This is a genomic window from Syntrophomonas erecta subsp. sporosyntropha (genome assembly GCF_055395365.1).
The window spans coordinates 138,388-155,170 of sequence record NZ_AP042459.1; the positions used below are offsets into that span (position 1 = coordinate 138,388).

At 41.5% G+C, this 16,783-nt stretch carries 16 protein-coding genes and 2 tRNA genes; 8 read left to right on the forward strand and 10 right to left on the reverse strand.

What is annotated here, in order from left to right; translation table 11 throughout:
- The first annotated feature begins 16 nt into the window (after positions 1–16).
- From ACZ5Q0_RS00660 to ACZ5Q0_RS00670, 3 genes are all read left to right on the forward strand, one after another.
- Positions 17–496: a PH domain-containing protein gene (locus ACZ5Q0_RS00660; RefSeq protein ID WP_446820036.1), complete on the forward strand. Its 480-nt coding sequence runs from the start codon at positions 17–19 to the stop codon at positions 494–496.
- On the forward strand, positions 489–1,904 hold the full coding sequence (locus ACZ5Q0_RS00665; RefSeq protein ID WP_446820035.1) for a PH domain-containing protein: 1,416 nt from the start codon (positions 489–491) through the stop codon (positions 1,902–1,904). The genes ACZ5Q0_RS00660 and ACZ5Q0_RS00665 overlap by 8 nt, the downstream gene beginning before the upstream one ends.
- Positions 1,905–2,137: 233 nt before the next feature.
- Positions 2,138–2,386 (forward strand): hypothetical protein, encoded by a 249-nt coding sequence (locus ACZ5Q0_RS00670; protein WP_446820034.1) that lies wholly within the window; start codon positions 2,138–2,140, stop codon positions 2,384–2,386.
- Positions 2,387–2,485: 99 nt separating this feature from the next.
- On the opposite strand, the gene ACZ5Q0_RS00675 is transcribed toward ACZ5Q0_RS00670, so the two are convergent.
- Positions 2,486–2,561, reverse strand: a tRNA-Lys gene (locus ACZ5Q0_RS00675).
- Between the two features lie 346 nt (positions 2,562–2,907).
- On the reverse strand, positions 2,908–3,054 hold the full coding sequence (locus ACZ5Q0_RS00680) for a hypothetical protein (RefSeq protein WP_446820032.1): 147 nt from the start codon (positions 3,052–3,054) through the stop codon (positions 2,908–2,910).
- Between the two features lie 234 nt (positions 3,055–3,288).
- On the opposite strand from ACZ5Q0_RS00680, the gene ACZ5Q0_RS00685 reads away from it, so the two are divergent.
- A complete protein-coding gene (locus tag ACZ5Q0_RS00685; protein WP_446820030.1) occupies positions 3,289–4,536 on the forward strand; it encodes a DUF6612 family protein in 1,248 nt (415 codons plus the stop codon).
- A gap of 106 nt (positions 4,537–4,642) precedes the next feature.
- Here ACZ5Q0_RS00685 and ACZ5Q0_RS00690 read toward each other — a convergent pair whose 3' ends face one another.
- Together ACZ5Q0_RS00690 and ACZ5Q0_RS00695 are read right to left on the reverse strand one after the other, a co-directional pair.
- Positions 4,643–5,485: an Mrp/NBP35 family ATP-binding protein gene (locus ACZ5Q0_RS00690; RefSeq protein ID WP_446820028.1), complete on the reverse strand. Its 843-nt coding sequence runs from the start codon at positions 5,483–5,485 to the stop codon at positions 4,643–4,645.
- A 298-nt stretch (positions 5,486–5,783) separates the two neighbouring features.
- Entirely contained in the window at positions 5,784–6,032 is a 249-nt protein-coding gene (locus ACZ5Q0_RS00695; RefSeq protein ID WP_446820026.1) for a hypothetical protein, read from the reverse strand.
- A 281-nt stretch (positions 6,033–6,313) separates the two neighbouring features.
- Here ACZ5Q0_RS00695 and ACZ5Q0_RS00700 point away from each other — a divergent pair, with 281 nt between their 5' ends.
- From ACZ5Q0_RS00700 to ACZ5Q0_RS00710, 3 genes are read left to right on the forward strand one after another with little or no spacing between them, the layout of a single operon-like run.
- The gene (locus ACZ5Q0_RS00700) at positions 6,314–6,910 is read left to right on the forward strand and encodes an RNA polymerase sigma factor (protein ID WP_447182638.1); all 597 of its coding nucleotides are present in this window, start codon (positions 6,314–6,316) and stop codon (positions 6,908–6,910) included.
- A complete protein-coding gene (locus ACZ5Q0_RS00705) occupies positions 6,888–7,982 on the forward strand; it encodes an anti-sigma factor family protein (RefSeq protein WP_447182639.1) in 1,095 nt (364 codons plus the stop codon). Before ACZ5Q0_RS00700 ends, ACZ5Q0_RS00705 begins: the two co-directional genes overlap by 23 nt.
- Complete coding sequence (locus ACZ5Q0_RS00710; protein WP_446820022.1) at positions 7,982–8,722, forward strand: SIMPL domain-containing protein; 741 nt, start codon at positions 7,982–7,984, stop codon at positions 8,720–8,722. The genes ACZ5Q0_RS00705 and ACZ5Q0_RS00710 overlap by 1 nt, the downstream gene beginning before the upstream one ends.
- A gap of 236 nt (positions 8,723–8,958) precedes the next feature.
- Here ACZ5Q0_RS00710 and fusA read toward each other — a convergent pair whose 3' ends face one another.
- From fusA to dut, 5 genes are all read right to left on the reverse strand, one after another.
- Positions 8,959–10,980, reverse strand: coding sequence for an elongation factor G (fusA, locus tag ACZ5Q0_RS00715; RefSeq protein WP_446820012.1), 2,022 nt, complete (start codon positions 10,978–10,980; stop codon positions 8,959–8,961).
- Between the two features lie 180 nt (positions 10,981–11,160).
- Entirely contained in the window at positions 11,161–12,567 is a 1,407-nt protein-coding gene (locus ACZ5Q0_RS00720) for a sensor histidine kinase (RefSeq protein ID WP_446820011.1), read from the reverse strand.
- Between the two features lie 31 nt (positions 12,568–12,598).
- A complete protein-coding gene (locus ACZ5Q0_RS00725; protein ID WP_446820010.1) occupies positions 12,599–13,273 on the reverse strand; it encodes a response regulator transcription factor in 675 nt (224 codons plus the stop codon).
- Positions 13,274–13,529: 256 nt separating this feature from the next.
- Positions 13,530–14,078 carry a hydrolase gene (locus tag ACZ5Q0_RS00730; RefSeq protein WP_446820009.1) on the reverse strand — a complete coding sequence of 183 codons (549 nt, stop codon included), beginning with the start codon at positions 14,076–14,078 and terminating at the stop codon, positions 13,530–13,532.
- Positions 14,079–14,178: 100 nt separating this feature from the next.
- On the reverse strand, positions 14,179–14,571 hold the full coding sequence (dut, locus tag ACZ5Q0_RS00735) for a dUTP diphosphatase (protein WP_446820007.1): 393 nt from the start codon (positions 14,569–14,571) through the stop codon (positions 14,179–14,181).
- 214 nt (positions 14,572–14,785) lie between these two features.
- Between dut and ACZ5Q0_RS00740 the strand changes: the two genes are divergently transcribed.
- Complete coding sequence (locus ACZ5Q0_RS00740) at positions 14,786–16,510, forward strand: S-layer homology domain-containing protein (protein WP_446820005.1); 1,725 nt, start codon at positions 14,786–14,788, stop codon at positions 16,508–16,510.
- Between the two features lie 172 nt (positions 16,511–16,682).
- Here ACZ5Q0_RS00740 and ACZ5Q0_RS00745 read toward each other — a convergent pair.
- Positions 16,683–16,769: transfer RNA gene (locus tag ACZ5Q0_RS00745), tRNA-Leu, on the reverse strand.
- Positions 16,770–16,783 lie beyond the last annotated feature (14 nt).

The following is a 16,783-nucleotide window of genomic DNA, read 5'->3' on the forward strand; positions in this document are numbered from 1 at the left end:
AGGCGAGGAAGTTAAAGTGCGACAAAATCCTAAACAACGTATAGATCCGAAGGCAGTTAAATACTGGCGCTGGTCGGCAATTATTAAGTCAATTTTTTTATTCTTGTTTCCCGGGGTCTGTTATGCGGGGGTTCATCTATGGAATTGGCCAGCTTGGATCACGGCTATTTTGCTGATTATATCCTTGACAATTGCTATTTTTTCAATATTTTTTGTGCCCGATATTACCTGGAAGACATGGCGTTATGATGTATCCGACCGGGAAATCGATCTGTTCCGAGGAGTGTTTGTCAAAACTCGTACCCTGATTCCGATGGTGAGGGTCCAACATGTAGATACCGAACAGGGACCACTACTTAAGCATTTTGGACTGTCTACTGTAACCATCTCCACAGCCGCTGGAACTCACAAGATACCAGCGCTAGATGATGTTACTGCAGCCATGTTACGAGATCGTATTTCAGAACTGGCCCGGGTGGTAGATGAAGATGTATAAGCCTCAACGGTTACACCCTATGGCTATATTGGATTTTTTGGTACGCAATATATATAAACTGGTCCAGTCCTTGCTGCCCCTTTTAGTTCTTTTTATAGGAGATACAGGTAGCCGCAAATGGTTGTTAGTGGCACTACCAGTCGTATTGGCTCTATTTGTGGGTTATTTTATTGCTTACTGGTTTCGGTATGTTTTTTATATAAGTGGACAGGAATTACGCCTGGAATATGGGGTTATGGTAAGGAAAAAAAGATATATCCCTTTCGAACGAATTCAAACTGTGCAGATTACGGCTGGTATCTTACAGCGCCTGTTTGGACTGGTCAAGGTGCAGGTGGAAACAGCCGGAGGGGGTAACCAAGCAGAGTTTGTGCTGGCAGCCCTATCCCGGGAAAAAGCCGAGGAATTGCGCCAAACGATACAGATGAATACACAATTTATAAAAAACGATAACATTGCGGAAACTGATTTAATTGACTACCAACTTTCTACCCGCTCATTATTACTATTAGCCAGTACCTCTAATGGTATTGGGGTAATTTTCAGTGCCATACTAGTAGTTTTTTCACAATTAAATGAAGTATTTTCTACCCTGAATATCTGGGGTAAACTAGAAACTATCGCTGAGAATCTGTTCACCGGTAAAGCAAGCCTGATAATTATAACCGGTTTAGTCCTGCTGCTTTTCGCCTGGCTTTTATCACTACTGGGGACTATTATCAAGTTTGGAGGATTCCGGGTGGTAAGAGACGGTGATACTTTAAAAATAACCCAGGGTTTTCTGGAAAAACAACAGTTAACTATTCCTATTAAAAGGATTCAGGCCATAAGGCTGGTGGAAGGCATACTGAGGCAACCACTGGGTATGGTTAGCGTGCAGGTTATAAGTATAAGCAATACCGGAGAAAAAGGCGAAGGTAGTATTCTCTTCCCCTTAATAGCCAGCAAAAATTTAGGGCCTTTTCTTAAAGAGATTGTGCCTGAATTTGCTATATCTCTTGAAGTGCAGAAATTACCGGTCCGGTCCAAAAATCGTTACTTATTAGTTAATATAATACCTGCTTTTATTATCGCAGTTTCATGTACTGTATTCCTAACCTGGGGCTACCTGGCTTTTTTATTACTGCCGGTAGCAGCCTGGCTGGGTAATTGGCAGTTTAATGATACCGGCTGGCAGTTAGAGGATAATAAGCTGTTGCTACGAACCCGTAGTCTGGGCCGGGTAAGTACCATTGTTCCCCGCAGAAGAATTCAATCTATGCATTTATCCGCTAATTTTTTCCAAAAGCGCCGCAATATTAACTCTCTTACGGTAGCCATAGCTTCTGGTAGCACCGTGGCTGGCGCTAAAATTAAAGGTATAGATAATAAAAACAGTAAGATGATTGCCAACTGGTTTAGCTACTGATAATAGTTCACCAATGTTAATACCTCCTGCGCCAGGTATCCCATAATGCTTCCTTTAAATAACAAACGCTTTTGTCACAAGCGAGAGCGGATTTCACCCTTTTTGTGCAGGATCTGGTTACTCCTTTGCACGCCGCCGGTAAGACATTAACCCTGACCTTGCATGCGCCCAACTCAGCCTACCCTGGTTAGGACTATGCTGCTCTAGGTAGGTTAGCCGATCAAATCATAATTATGGCTTATGATTATGGGCCCAGACCAGAGCCTAATGATCAGGTAGAGCAAACAGTAAAGCTTGCCAGTTCCCAGGTTGCTGCTAATAAGCTTTTACTCGGCATATCCGTTGTTAGCGAGTCAGAATCAAGTATAGCCGATAAAATCAACATCGCCAGGCAATACGGACTGGGAGGTATCGCCCTATGGCGGCTAGGTTTGGTTTCTGACCAGGAATGGAAAGTAATCCGGGATAACATCTTAGATTAAACGGTGTATAGTGGGACAATGTACCTGTCCCCGTGTCCCCCCCGTAAAACACCAGAAAACACAAAACCACGGAAAATCCCGTGGTTACTTGCTTTATTATGGTGGGCCATACAGGAATCGAACCTGTAACCTTCTGATTAAGAGTCAGCTGCTCTGCCAATTGAGCTAATGGCCCTAGTTGTGTGCCGCAATTAGTATTATAACTCCCTAACACTGATAAATCAATAAGTTAAATAAACATTTCCCGTAATTAGAATAGTTATAAATACTTTATGGCAGTACCTGTAAAACATGTCAAACAAAATTAATGGAAAGTCACCCCTAATTACTGTGCAAATAGAATCACCGGTAAGCAATTCCATAATCTTCGTTATAATCTTTTATTAATCTGCTTTATATACTATTACGCTTGCTTAATTTCCGCTACCTTTCGTTAATTCTTATAGCACCGCCCCTAATTGGGATAAAAAAACACCGCACCCGGCGGTGTTTTTTATCTTATTCTGCTGTCGAATCCATAATTATTTGCCCAGTTCCTCAGCCAGCGCTTTACTTTTCTCTGCTAGTATCATGGCTAGATCGGCAGCATCCTGATTTTTACCAATAATTAAGGCTGAAGCCAGATCAGCAAACAGCTTTTTTAACTCCATAAAAAGTTTAGTGATCATTTATCCAACCTCCTATCCGAGCGTTTCTTGTCGACGGACTAGCTGTTACCCTTTAATTTGCATTATTAATATATGTTGATTATACACAAAATTAAGGGGAATTTGCACCCGCTTTTATAACCGGATGGAAACCTTTCCCTTATTTTTTGCTATATTTCCATGCTATACTGGTAGAAACACGCATAAAGCCGTATTAAGGCTTAATGTAAGCGAGATTAAAGGAGTGGTTTAAAGATGAGGAACAAGTTAATAGGAGTAATTTCCACCCTAGTGATGATTTTACTCCTGGCTACCCCAGTAATGGCAGTCGATGTACAGGTCAATGGTAATAGTATTACTAAATTGGCCTCACCAGTATTACAGGATGGAACTACTTTAGTTGATTCGGTTACTTTGAGCAGGGTTTTAGGAGCCAAGTTAAACACCGGTGATAACCAGGTTGAATTTCAAAAAAATGGGCACGTATTAAAACTTAATGCTAATAATCTGATTGCAAGCCTGGACGGTAAAGACATAAAGCTCCTTTGTGCTCCACAAGTTAACGGTAACCGCTTGATGGTCCCCCTGCGCCCCATAGCTGAAGCTCTAGGTGCGACAGTAACCTGGCAGCAGGATAGTCAGACGGCCGGGATACAGTTTGTGGAACAGAAACAGGATTTGACCTCCGAGCAAATGCTGGCTAAATCTTCAGAATTAATACAGGACTTTAATACTTACCGGACCACCGGTAACCTGACCACATCTATTAAAACTAAAACATCCGGTATGGATGTCCCCCAGGTTCCTGAAATCAAAATGGATGTAGATGTAGACTCCTACTACCAGAAGGATCCCTTAATGTTTTACATTATAGAAGGCTTATCCATGTCAGGTATCCCTGATACTCCTGCAGAGTTGCAAAATATGAAAATAGAAATTTTGATAAACGAAAAAGGTATGTACATGAATATGCCTCCTAACGGCTGGGTACGTACACCGATGGAAGGAATAGATATTAGTTCCATAATGGAAATGTACAATAGCCAGGATCCGACCGTAATTATGAAACAGTTTAAGGAGTTCGGTTATATAACTAGTTTTAGTGAAGATACCACCATTGATGGTACTGACTATGCGGTGATCAATGTTCTGGTTGACCAGGATAAATTTACCGGTCAATTCGAAAAGATACTGGAAAGTATGCCTGCTGTGCCCCAGGGACAGGCTGAGTTGAAAGATGTATTCAAAAATACCCAATTCGATTTATTCTATAGCTTTTATATTGATAAAGAAAACTTGTTAACCCGTTTTACTGATATGGATGGTAGTATTTCGATGAATATAGCTAATCCGGAAAATTCTGCTGAAAAAGTAAATATGGAAATTAAAATTCAGGGCCGGATGGAATCTAGCGATTTCGATGTTCCTTTTACTGCCCCGGATGTAAGCTCAGCTAAAGATATCACCGAAATTACTCCGCCTGATACGGTACTTGAAAACTAATTACTTTATATACCACTAGCTTTAATTAGCATCGTGAAAAACTAAGGGTACGCTTACAGTAACATATTGTAGCGTACCCTTTCATTATTAAATATATAACGATACCTTAAGAAAGGCGTTCTAACAGCTTGCCTACCACATCTTTCATTTCTTTTGATTCGTACTCCTCTATTTTACCTTTGTCAACCAGGGCATTGAAACTAGCATCCCAGGGAAGGCCGCCCAGAAAATCAATATCGGTATCTGCAGCTACTTTGGCCCCCTGAGTCTTGCCGAATATCTCCAGCTTTTCATGGCAATGACTACATACAGCATAACTCATGTTTTCTATCAAACCCAGGATAGGAATATTCATTTTTTGGGTCATTTTGATGGTTTTCTTAACTACCATAAAAGCCAGATCCTGAGGAGAAGATACAATTACAATACCACTAACCGGAAGTGACTGCATTACCGTTAAAGGTACATCACCAGTTCCCGGTGGTAAATCCACCACCATGTAATCCAAATCGCGCCAGTCAACTTCTTCCCAGAATTGTTTAACCGCACCGGCCAGCAAAGGTCCTCTCCAGATTACCGGATCATCCTCATTAGGCAGGAAAAAGTTTATAGACATCAGTTTTATCCCCAACGCCGTCTCAGGAGGTATAATTCCATAATCGGTAGCTTTTAAACCGGCGGTTTTGCCTAATCCGAAGGCTTTAGGCTGACTAGGGCCAGTTATATCAGCATCTAATATTCCTACTTTCTTACCCTGTTTGGCCAGGGTGGTGGCAATTAAGCCGGTGACGGAAGATTTCCCTACCCCACCTTTACCGCTCATTACTACAATAACATGTTGAATATCATTTAGTGCCCCGAGTAAGGATTTTTCCGGTTCTACCCCACAATTACCCGGGGTGGAATTACATCCTGCACTCGATGGACAAGTTTTACATTGATCCGACATAATATACTCCCTTCCAGCATAAATCTTATAATCCAATTATAAACACCATAACTTACCCTATGCAAGTAATTTTCGTGCATATGCCCGCTTGTTCTTCAGGGTGAACGGGAATAGAAAACCCTGGTTAAACTTACGGGCCTACCTATGCTCCAGTTAGTAACGATAAACCGTTTAACCCACAGCTATTGGTAACAGCTAGTGGCAAATATTATTTTTTCATATATGCTCATCAACTAGTTCAATATACCAGATCATAAGAAAAATAAACATTCTTCATTCCAGTGAAATTCTATAACTTTTATGACAATTCTGCCTTCCTAACCGGAAACACTAGAATAGCCTGGCACCTTAACCATGGTAATAGGTGATCAACCTGGGCAGCAGACACACCTGGCTGCAGATACTGGTACCTTAACCACGGTGATCGGTAGATCCTGCTAATACTATCCTCCAGAGCGATCACACCTATCAGAATTAGTCCCTTAGCCCCCCTTACTTCAAAGGACAGATTATTCTTATTATTACTTAGTATTGGTATATATCGCATAGATATAGCCCCATCTTTGTAATTCCATCGGTGTTTTATCTCGATATTTTATTTTATGTCTGATCCAAAGATAAAAATTACTACCTACTTTCCTATGATATCCTATAATATGAAGAGAAAAACACTATCCAATTCGGATAGCTACAACTCATCCTATCACTGAAAACGGAATATGATAAGAAATAATCGAAAGTACTGGTAGGCTTTTCCTTTCGTTTAGTGTAAGCTCAAGGTGGTTTTTTCTCGTATTATATTATGGAAAGTGTTGAGGAGCTGGTCATGTGATTACCGACGAAGTGCTGGCTGAGCAGGCCTTAAATGGTGACTTATCAGCATTTGAGGAACTGGTTAACCGCTACAAAAAAAGTGTTTTTGCTATCGTGTACCGGATGGTTGGCCAGTATCAGGAAGCTGAAGATATTTCCCAGGAAGTTTTTATCCTGGTCTATGAAAAACTTTATCAGTTTGATCGCCGGAAAAAGTTTGGTCCCTGGATCCATCGCATCGCAGTAAATACTACCATTAGCGCTTTGCGTAAGAAAAAGAAAGTCATAAGTATAAGTTTTGACGATAGTTATGGTAAACCTTATCATGAATATCCTGGTTTTTATAAGGCTGACCCACAGCTTATGTTTGAGCGTCAAGAATTAGCCGATGAAATAAATTCGGCAATTAGCGAGCTATCTGATAATTATCGTACCGTCTTAATTTTACGTTATCAATTAGATTTGACTAACCAGGAAATTGCAGATACTCTGGGCATCACCAGGGAGAATATTGAAGTACGAGTACACAGGGCCCGCAAAGCCTTGCGGCGGGAACTGCAAAAAAAGTGGCAGGAAAGGGGTGTTAGTGATGAATTGTCAATTGGTAGATAATTATATTTATGCTTATTGTAATGGCACCCTGTCCCCCCATTTGCAAAAGGAATTAGAGACCCATATGGTTCATTGCCAAACATGTAAAAATAATTACCAGCTGACCCGAATGGAAAATGAAATATTGCAAGATATTTCAAATATCCCGGATCTTTCAGAAAATTTTACCGGCCGGGTAATGACGGCTATTCAGACTTTACACCCGTGTGCTGATCTGAATATAAAGAACACCCGACGTAAACAACTCCCTTGGAAGAATATATTACTAGGTTCAGTGGCTGCGGTTATGATTTTGCTCTTTTTCGTTATGGTTCCAGGTTTAACAGATGTTTATTCTACTCGTGTTGCTGATAAGGGCAATGCACTGCTAGATTTTACTACCCCTGCAGATGAAAGGGAATCAATGCCGGAAACTTCTAAAGAAACAATGGATAGCAAAACAGATAGTAAAAAAGAAGCACCACCTATAGCTGTAACTACTGATGCTTTGTCTTCGGAGTCACCGGATTTAAATAGGGATGAAAGTCACTCTCCTAACCTACCATCATTAGATTCACCCCGGGGAAAAACATTTAACACAATTGCTATCATGGCAGATAAAGAGGCAGTAGGATCGGCATCTAGTCGGATGGTAGCAGAGGCTAATAAACAGTCTACTGGGCCCAGATCTCGTCTACTTAATCTGTATCCGGCTAATCTTCCCTCTGCTTATCAACTTGTGCAGATAATGGCTGATGAGGAGGAGGAAATTAGCTTTAAGTTTGCAGATAATCAAAACAGTACTATGGTGATTACTATCGCAGTCCATCCAGATGATACGAACACAGATACAGCTAAAATGCTTTATATGGCATCCGTTTCTGGAAAAGTGACTTCATCCAGTGAACCACCAAAAACTTCAATATCCCAAAAGACAGCACCGATTTATATGGATAATACCACCCAGCCAGGCTACACCTGGGTTACGGTTCAATCCGGCCAAACTTACACAGTTACCCTTAAAGGTGACCTTTCCTACGAGAAATTAGCTAAATTGGCTACTATGATTCAGATTAAGGAGGTCACGAAATAATGGTTCGGGCAATTAAAATGTCATATTTAGTGGCGTTTTTAGTAATGACTTTATGGCTTATAGGGGGATTAAATACTCCTGTCCAGGCTTCCCCGGCCACTACTTCCAGGGAGCTAACCCCTGTAGTAGTGGTAAGCGCTAATGCGGAAGTCTCAGTGCCACCTGATCAGGCCATCATATCTTTAGTCGTCAATAATACTGATAAAAGCCTTAACCAGGCCCAATATGAAAATACCTGCCTTTCCCGTCAGGTGATACAGGCATTAACAAAGGAGCAAATATCCAGCATGGATCTCCATACACTTAATTATAGTATTTATCCTCAATATAATTATGAAAGTAATTTGCCCCCTGTCCTGACCGGATACCTGATAAGGAATGAAGTATTGGTTATAATTTCTGATTTTGATAAGCTAGACCAGATTTTACATACGGCTATTAATAGCGGTGCTGATTGTAATTTTATTCGTTTCGAACCTAAAAACATTACTACCGTGGAAAACCTGGTTCTAGAAAAGGCCCTACATAAATGTCACGAGAAAGCAGCTATCGTTGCTGCTACTGCCGAACGTACCCTGGGGAGTATAATTGATATTGAGAAAGACTTTTCCTCCTCGGGGCTGGTGAAACCACTTAATACTAAAGATTTTAATGGGATGATCTTAAAAAAAACAGTTCCCCTTCCCCCAGAAGATGTAAAAGTGAGTTCACATGTAATCGTTACATTTGAACTTAAATAATCTAGTACGCAAAACCGATTAGCCTAATAAATAGGATACACTCCCCCACCGATGTTCTAGTAGGTACTGGTACAAACCTTAACCTGAATACATGCAGTAATCCCCACAAATCTTAACTTTGCTGCATAATCGTAGCCGGAAGCAGCACATATATATTTATAATTACTGGAATAAAAACTGATTATTATGACACATAAAAAAAAAGCAACCACCGAAAGATGGTTGCTTTTTTAAACTTATGATGCTATGTGGCGCTTTTCGTAATGAGAAAATTCCATAGAAAATCCGGCTCTTCCCTGAGTCAGGGAACGTAACACGGTAGAATAGCCAAACAGCTCTGCCAGTGGTACACAACTGCGTATCACTTGAGTGTTATTCTGCATTTCCATGGATTCAAGCCTGCCCCGGCGGTTATTAATATTGCTTATAATATTACCAGTAAACTCTTCTGGTGAAGTAATCTCCAACTTCATAATCGGTTCTAAGAGTTGTGGTCCCGCCTTTTTCATACATTCCTTGGTAGCCAGCATAGCTGCAGTTTTAAAAGCCATTTCTGATGAGTCTACTTCATGGTAAGACCCATCTAGTAAGGTGGCTTTAACATTTACTACCGGATACCCTTTTAAAACTCCCTCGGTCAGGGCCTGTTTTATTCCTGCCTCTACTGCCGGAATGTATTCGCGGGGTATAGCACCACCTACGATCCTGTTTACAAACTCAAAGCCTTCACCCGGTTCAAGCTGCAATACCACATGAGCGTACTGTCCTTTACCACCAGTCTGTTTGACATAGCGAGTATTTTGTTCAGCCGAAGTGGTAATGGTTTCTTTGTAAGCAACTTCAGGCTGTCCCAAGTTAAAATCAACTCCAAACTCCTTGGATAAGCGCTCGGCCACAATTTCCAGATGAAGCTCACCCATTCCCGCAATTAAGGTCTGTCCAGTTTCCTTATTATACGAAATCCTAAAGGTAGGATCTTCCGAGGCAACTTTAGCCATAGCCTCTCCCAGTTTGTTCTGGTCGGATTGGGTTTTCGGTTCAATGGCTATCTGGATAACCGGTTCAGGAAATTCTATTGATTCTAATAATATTTCGTGTCCTTCTGCACAAAGGGTATCACCAGTATTAATATCCTTCATACCGATCAAAGCTACTATATCACCTGCATGAACCTCATTTACTTCTTCACGATGATTGGCATGCATTTTCACTAGACGACCAATCCGCTCTTTCTTGCGCTTGGTAGCATTAAAAGCATAGCTGCCTGCATTAATAGTGCCTGAGTAGACACGAGCAAAGGCCAGTTTACCTACATGGCGATCGGCCACAATTTTAAATACCAGGGCAGCAAACGGTTGATCAGGATCGGGAATGACCTCTAAATCCTCGCCAGTTTTCAGGTCAATTCCCCGGGTAGGAGGAACATCCAGCGGGGACGGCAGAAACTCAATGATCCCATCCAGTAATGGCTGCACCCCAATATTACGGTAGGAGCTACCGCAGAATACCGGTACTACATTGCCATTTATACAATTTTCACGGATAGCTTTAAGCAGTAATTCCTCTGGTATAGGTTCGTTATTAAAATACATTTCCAATAATTCTTCGCTGGTTTCGGCCAGGGCTTCCAGCATTACCTGGTGCCATTCTTCTGCCTTATCCTGATATGCCTCGGGAATCTCAATTTCCTGGATCTCATTACCTAATTGACCGGCGAAAGTATAACATTTCATACCCACCAGATCAATAATCCCTTTAAACACCTCTCCATCAAAAACAGGGATGGTTAGAATTAACGGATTAGCACCCAGCCGGGTTTTTACCTGTTCAACTACCCGGAAGAAGTCGGCCCCGACTGCATCCATTTTATTTATATATGCTATCCGGGGAATGTGGTATTTATCAGCCTGCCTCCATACCGTTTCAGATTGAGGTTCTACCCCGCCTTTGGCACAGAAGATGACCACAACTCCGTCCAGAATACGCAGACTTCTTTCCACTTCCGCAGTAAAATCAACATGTCCGGGTGTGTCAATGATGTTAATTGATTTTCCTTTCCATACACACTTGGTAGCCGCCGAAGCAACCGTTATCCCCCGTTCTTTTTCATAAGGGAGAAAGTCCATAACGCTTTGTCCATCATGGGTTTCACCAAGTTTATGAGTTAATCCGGTATAGTATAATATACGTTCTGAAGTTGTCGTTTTCCCGGCATCAATATGTGCTATAATTCCAATATTTCTCAAGTCTGCCAGCATAAAATAGTTTCACTCCTCCTATAGCCTCTAAAAACGAATCGGCATCACTATAAGTAAATGCCGAAATCGTCCCAAATAACAAGTTTTTACGATTTTTCCCCTAAAAACACACCCAAGGCTAAATTATATGGGCCTCTCTGTACTTTGTCAAGAACAAATCATAAACTGCTCATAATAATATTATTCCACCCTATCAGCATTTTGATACTGCCCATCACTTGGCCCTAAAACCGGTAATCTAATCTGTACCCGGGTTCCGATTTTAAATGAACTAGTTAGGAATATGTCACCACCATGAGCTCTAATAATTTCCCTGGTTATGCTTAAACCCAGGCCGCTCCCCCCCTGTTCCCGGCTACGGGCTTTATCAACCCGGTAGAACCTTTCGAATACATGTGCTTGGTCTTCAGACGGGATCCCCATACCCGTATCTTCTATTATTATATTTATGGTATTATCTTCTTCTCTTATTTTAAGCCAGATGCTCTTTCCAACCGGGGTATATTTAACCGCATTGTCGACTACATTTATTATGGCCTCCCTTAGCAGGTGATAATTACCCCAGACCATATATTGCCTATTCGGATCAAATTCCTTATTAAAGGATATCTGCTTTTGGGCACAAATCGGCGCCAGGGTACTGTAAACCTGGGGGAGAATTTCTCCTAGGTCAACGGGCGCATAATTCGGCGGCTCCCGTTCCTCTAATCGTGCCAACACAGTCAGTTGGGTTATTAATTCCTGCAATCTTTCTAATTGATCCCGGACATCCGCTATAAAGTCATAACGCGGAATCTTACCCTTTTCCAAATCCAATAAGATATTATCAACTAATAAGATTGACGTAGCCAACGGGGTCTTTAGTTCATGAGAGGCATTATGAAAAAACCTGCTGCGCTGGTTTCGTACTTTGCTCAATTGACGGCTCATATCATTAAAGGACTCGACTAACTGAGCAAGTTCATCTTTCCCCTTTACTTTAACCTGTCTGCCTAGATACCCTTCTTTAACCTGGTTGGCAGCCCGAGTCAGTTCCACTACCGGATTTGATATACGCGTGGCCAACAAAAAACCTAATCCAGAAGCTAATATTAAAGCCATTAAGGAAAATATAAGAACCTGTTTGCGGATATCATGATAAAGGCTGATAATATCATCCCCAGGAGCCGATACCATAATGGCTCCCCGGATAGTTCCCCCGGATATAACTGGTGAAGAAGCATAAATAGCTGTTTTACCAGTAGGAAGGGTATGAACCCCCCAGAAGCTCTTACCTTTTAAAGCCGATAGTAATTCGGGGTACCCAAGAGACCGATTTGTCAGCCCAGATTCATTTTGAGAGTCAGCTACTAGCTGCCGTTTATTATCTAATATCAAAACCCTCATTCTATACTTAAGGGCATTTTCTCTGGCTACCAGACCTAACCGTTTAGGAGATTCTAAATAATTAGATGCTTCAACTGCAATGATGCGTGTAGAAGCAATTAAATCTTCTCCCCTGATTGCCAAGGTTCGTTGTAACATGGATCTCATAGTTATAATATTAAGGCTGATTAACAAAACAATGATAATAACCAGGTAAGCCAATAACAGCTTTCCCTTAATAGTACGGAAACAATTATACCAACTCCCGCCAGTAGTATCCGACTCCCCAGCGGGTTAAAAGATAAACCGGCTTACGCGGATCGGACTCTATTTTTTCTCTTAAGCGCCTTATGTTTACATCCACAGTTCTTTCGTCAGCAATATCTAGCGACCATATTGCATCGAGCAGCTGTCCGCGAGTAAATACTCGCCCCGGCTCGCTCATGCAAACGGTTAATAAATCAAACTCCTTGCTGGTAACTTCCAGGTATTTTCCCCCTTTTTTTAGAGTACGCTGATCCAGGTTTAGAACAAAATCATCATAGCGTATAATCTTAGCTGGTCGGGGCGTAGTACGCCGTAACACTGAATGCACTCGGGCGATTAGTTCGCGTATGTTAAAAGGTTTAGCCAGATAATCATCAGCCCCTATTTCCAGTCCGGCTATTTTATCGAGATCATCCCCCCGCGCAGTTAGCATAATAATAGGCAACCCGGAGTCCTGCCTAATTTTTCGACATAGGCTAAAACCGTCAATACCCGGCAGCATCAGGTCCAGAATCATTAAGTCATATATACCCTTTCGCGCTTCCTCCAAGGCCGTTATCCCATCATAAACCCCTACTGCCTCATGCCCTTCCTGCGTAAAAGCATGTACTAATCCTTTAACTAGGGATTTTTCATCATCAACCACCAGTATTCTAGACATCGAACTCTCCTCCCATTTCGAAAAAGGATGAGTATAAACTACTTTTATAATATTATCACAGCCTCTGGCACCCGGGCACAAGTTAAATAACACCATATAACCCAGTGTATACGTGGGAAGCAGGATCACTCCTTTTTTAACACCTTAACAAGATCACACCCAAGGGAAGCAACATAACCGTCCCTTTGCTTACTATTGAGTTAGTAAAGGGCCAGTAATTCACTGGCCCCCATATATTGGCTTAGGTTTTATTTGTTTATTTCACCAAAGGTGATATAGCTTTAAATTGGGGAGTTCCCGCTTCTTTAAGCAGGTCAAAGGTGACAGTTTCTGCGTTGGTAATAACGGCACCCATTTCCTGCATGAGACTAAGAGCATTTTCATAGTTTTCATCAAATCTTGAACAAACCGCATCTCTTACCAGGTGAACATAATAACCGGCCTCTATTAAGTCACGTGCAGTTTGAAACACACAGACATGAGTTTCACTACCAGTCACAATTATTGTTTTCCTCCCAGTTTGGCGGATAAAGTCCATTAAACCTGGTAAACAAGCCGAAAAACATGTCTTTTCAAAAACCTCACAAGCAGGTAAATTATCACTTATTTCCGGTACGGTTTTGCCCAGGCCCCGGGGGTATTGTTCGGTTACCACCACAGGTATATCAAAGGTCTTAGCCACATTTATAAGCAGGTTAGTATTTTTATAAACCCGTTCCCGGTCTTTCATAGCATTCATCAGCTTTTCCTGCAAATCAATTACCACTAACAGAGTATCCTGAGCATCTAGTTTGAATTTTTTCATCTGTTGATACCTCCTTTGAATATTATCATGATGCCTTGATTTAAAAATATATAATTGAGAGATATCGTGCCCGCACTACCGGGTCTTATTTTAATACGAATTACTCGCCTACCGGTTTAAAGTTGGCCCTGACTATCGGAGCAAAAACCATCTGGGCTACCTTCTGATCGGGTAAAATTTTTACCGGCTTATCAGTTACATTTAAAAGCAGTACTGTAACCTCTCCGATATGTTCGGAATCTATGGTTCCTGGTGCATTAGCCACCACAATGCCTTTACGGGCCATCCCGGCGCGGCTGCGCATCTGGGCTTCATATCCATCTGGTAACTGAAGGGCTAAACCGGTCGGAAAGCTTTTTACCTCTTGAGGATATAATACTGCTTCCTCCTGAATAGCTACACTAATATCACATCCTGCTGCCCCGCGGGTATCATATTCCGGCAGGCGAGCCCAATTTACTAGTTTTTTAAACCCTACTTCCACTGTTTGCATGTCACGATTCCCCTTTCATACCTTTCCTTATATTATACCCTTTTTAAGGGCTTCTTTTTAAGGAGTCTGGTTATAAAATCTTATCTTCCCGGGGCATGAGCATAAAATATGGCCTCTAAAATTAACCGTCTTTAGAGGAATTATGCTAATTCAAGTGTATAGTAAATAGTATAGTTACTATTCACTAAAATAACATTGATCAGGAGTGAACATAGTGCAGGATTTTATCAAAAGCATCATTATAGTAGTACTGATTACAACTTTACAATTTAATTCTCCCTTGTTAGCCGGAGCAGCTGAATATAAGGACCTATCTGGACACTGGGCACAAAAAAACATCGAATCTCTAGTTACTTACCATTATATTAACGGTTACCCAGATGGCACTTTTCGTCCTGATCAGCCTATTAGCCGGGCCGAGTTTATCACTTTATTACTGAATATACTACATGTAAAACCATCATTTTCCCTGACGGGACCATCTACCCATTGGGCTCAAGCACAAATCGACCAGGCAGTTGATCAGGGTATTATCCTTCTTCATGAATATCCCTATGGATATGAGCCCGATGGCAGCCTTAACCGAGGGGAGTTAGCCACCATGGTGATTAGAGCCTTAAAAAAACAGCCTGATTACGGTCCCCTGCCATTTAGCGACGCTGAACAGATAGCTAACAGTGCTTACCGTGGTTATATAAAAACAGCCTATAGCGAGGGTATTATATCTGGTTATCCCGATGGGAAATTTAAACCTTATAATCCCGTTACCCGCGCCCAGGCTGCTACTGTCTGTTTAAACCTAATAGATAAACTGCAGAGTACCGGTCCTATCTGGAATCCGGCCTATTCTAGTGTAAGCAGCCAGAAAATAGCCGGCCTTATCCATGATGACCACCGCTATGATCCATTTTATGTGGATGTATATATCGACGGCGAAACAAGTCCCTATTTTCTATCGGATGTAGAAGTAATTAATCAATATTCTGTTAAACTAGCCGGAAGGACTTTCGCCCTTCCCAGCGGCGAATTAAGAGTATATCTACAGGGGGATTATTATCTTCTCTCCCGGGTAGTAAATGATTCCCAGGGAAAGCCGGTTATAGAGGTAGGCAGCCGTATTAAACAATGGGAATACCTTAATGTTTCCGATATATATGCCATTTATGATTCGGAAGGTGATCGCCTCTCCCCCAACAGTATAGACTCCATTCAATTTCGTATTGATGGGGATTACTTCGATTTAGACCAGGTGAAAATAGATAGTGAGGGCGTATTTTTAGTAAAAAACCGCCGTTTTCCTGCTGATCAGATTACCATACGGATACGAGAAAGCAATGACAAATCTTATCAGCTTAAGTTGAAAGAAATACGTTTTCGGGGAGATGAAATTATCCTGGACTGCAACGAGCGGGAATCAAATTTTGCCAGCCATGTAGAAATTAACGGCCGACGTTACCGGGTATCCCAGGTAACGATTTACCGCGGCAACACCCGGTATGATTTAGATGATATCGAAGTTTTTTCCCGGGATCGGATAAGGATAGATGATACTAATTATAATATCAACAACTACACCTTTAAATGCGAATACAATAACCGCAAAGAAGTTATCAAAGGTATTTACTATGATCGTGACGATGAACTAATTGTAATTCGGACTGATAATATTGATAGTATCGCGGTTAGTGATCTGGTATTTATTCGTAAGGGGGTTGAGCTCACCTGGCCACCTTCCCAGGTAGAACTGCGGATAAACAACCGCTGGGTAAGATTGGATAACCGGGATCTATATATTATAGATCCCGATAGCTTTGAGTACGATGGCCGGACTTATGATTTCTTAGATACCAGGATTAGAAGATCTAATACTGATGAATATATAATAAATAGAACCTATTGGAATGATAAAAGGGATGAACTGGGAATAGAAATAAGCTAATACCGCAGCTAACACGGAGGGTAAAACCGATATGAATGGCAGTGCTTAGCAGAAAATCCCCTTGTTAAGCTTGGCCTACAACCCCAAAGAAAAAATCCCCCCAGGCAACAAGTAAAGCAAAAATAATTAGTAAAAAAATTAAGGAGTTCTTAATGAACTCCTTCTTTTACTATGGTGCGGCAGAGAGGACTTGAACCTCCACGAAGTTGCCCCCACTAGAACCTGAATCTAGCGCGTCTGCCAATTCCGCCACTGCCGCTTGTTTTATTTAGT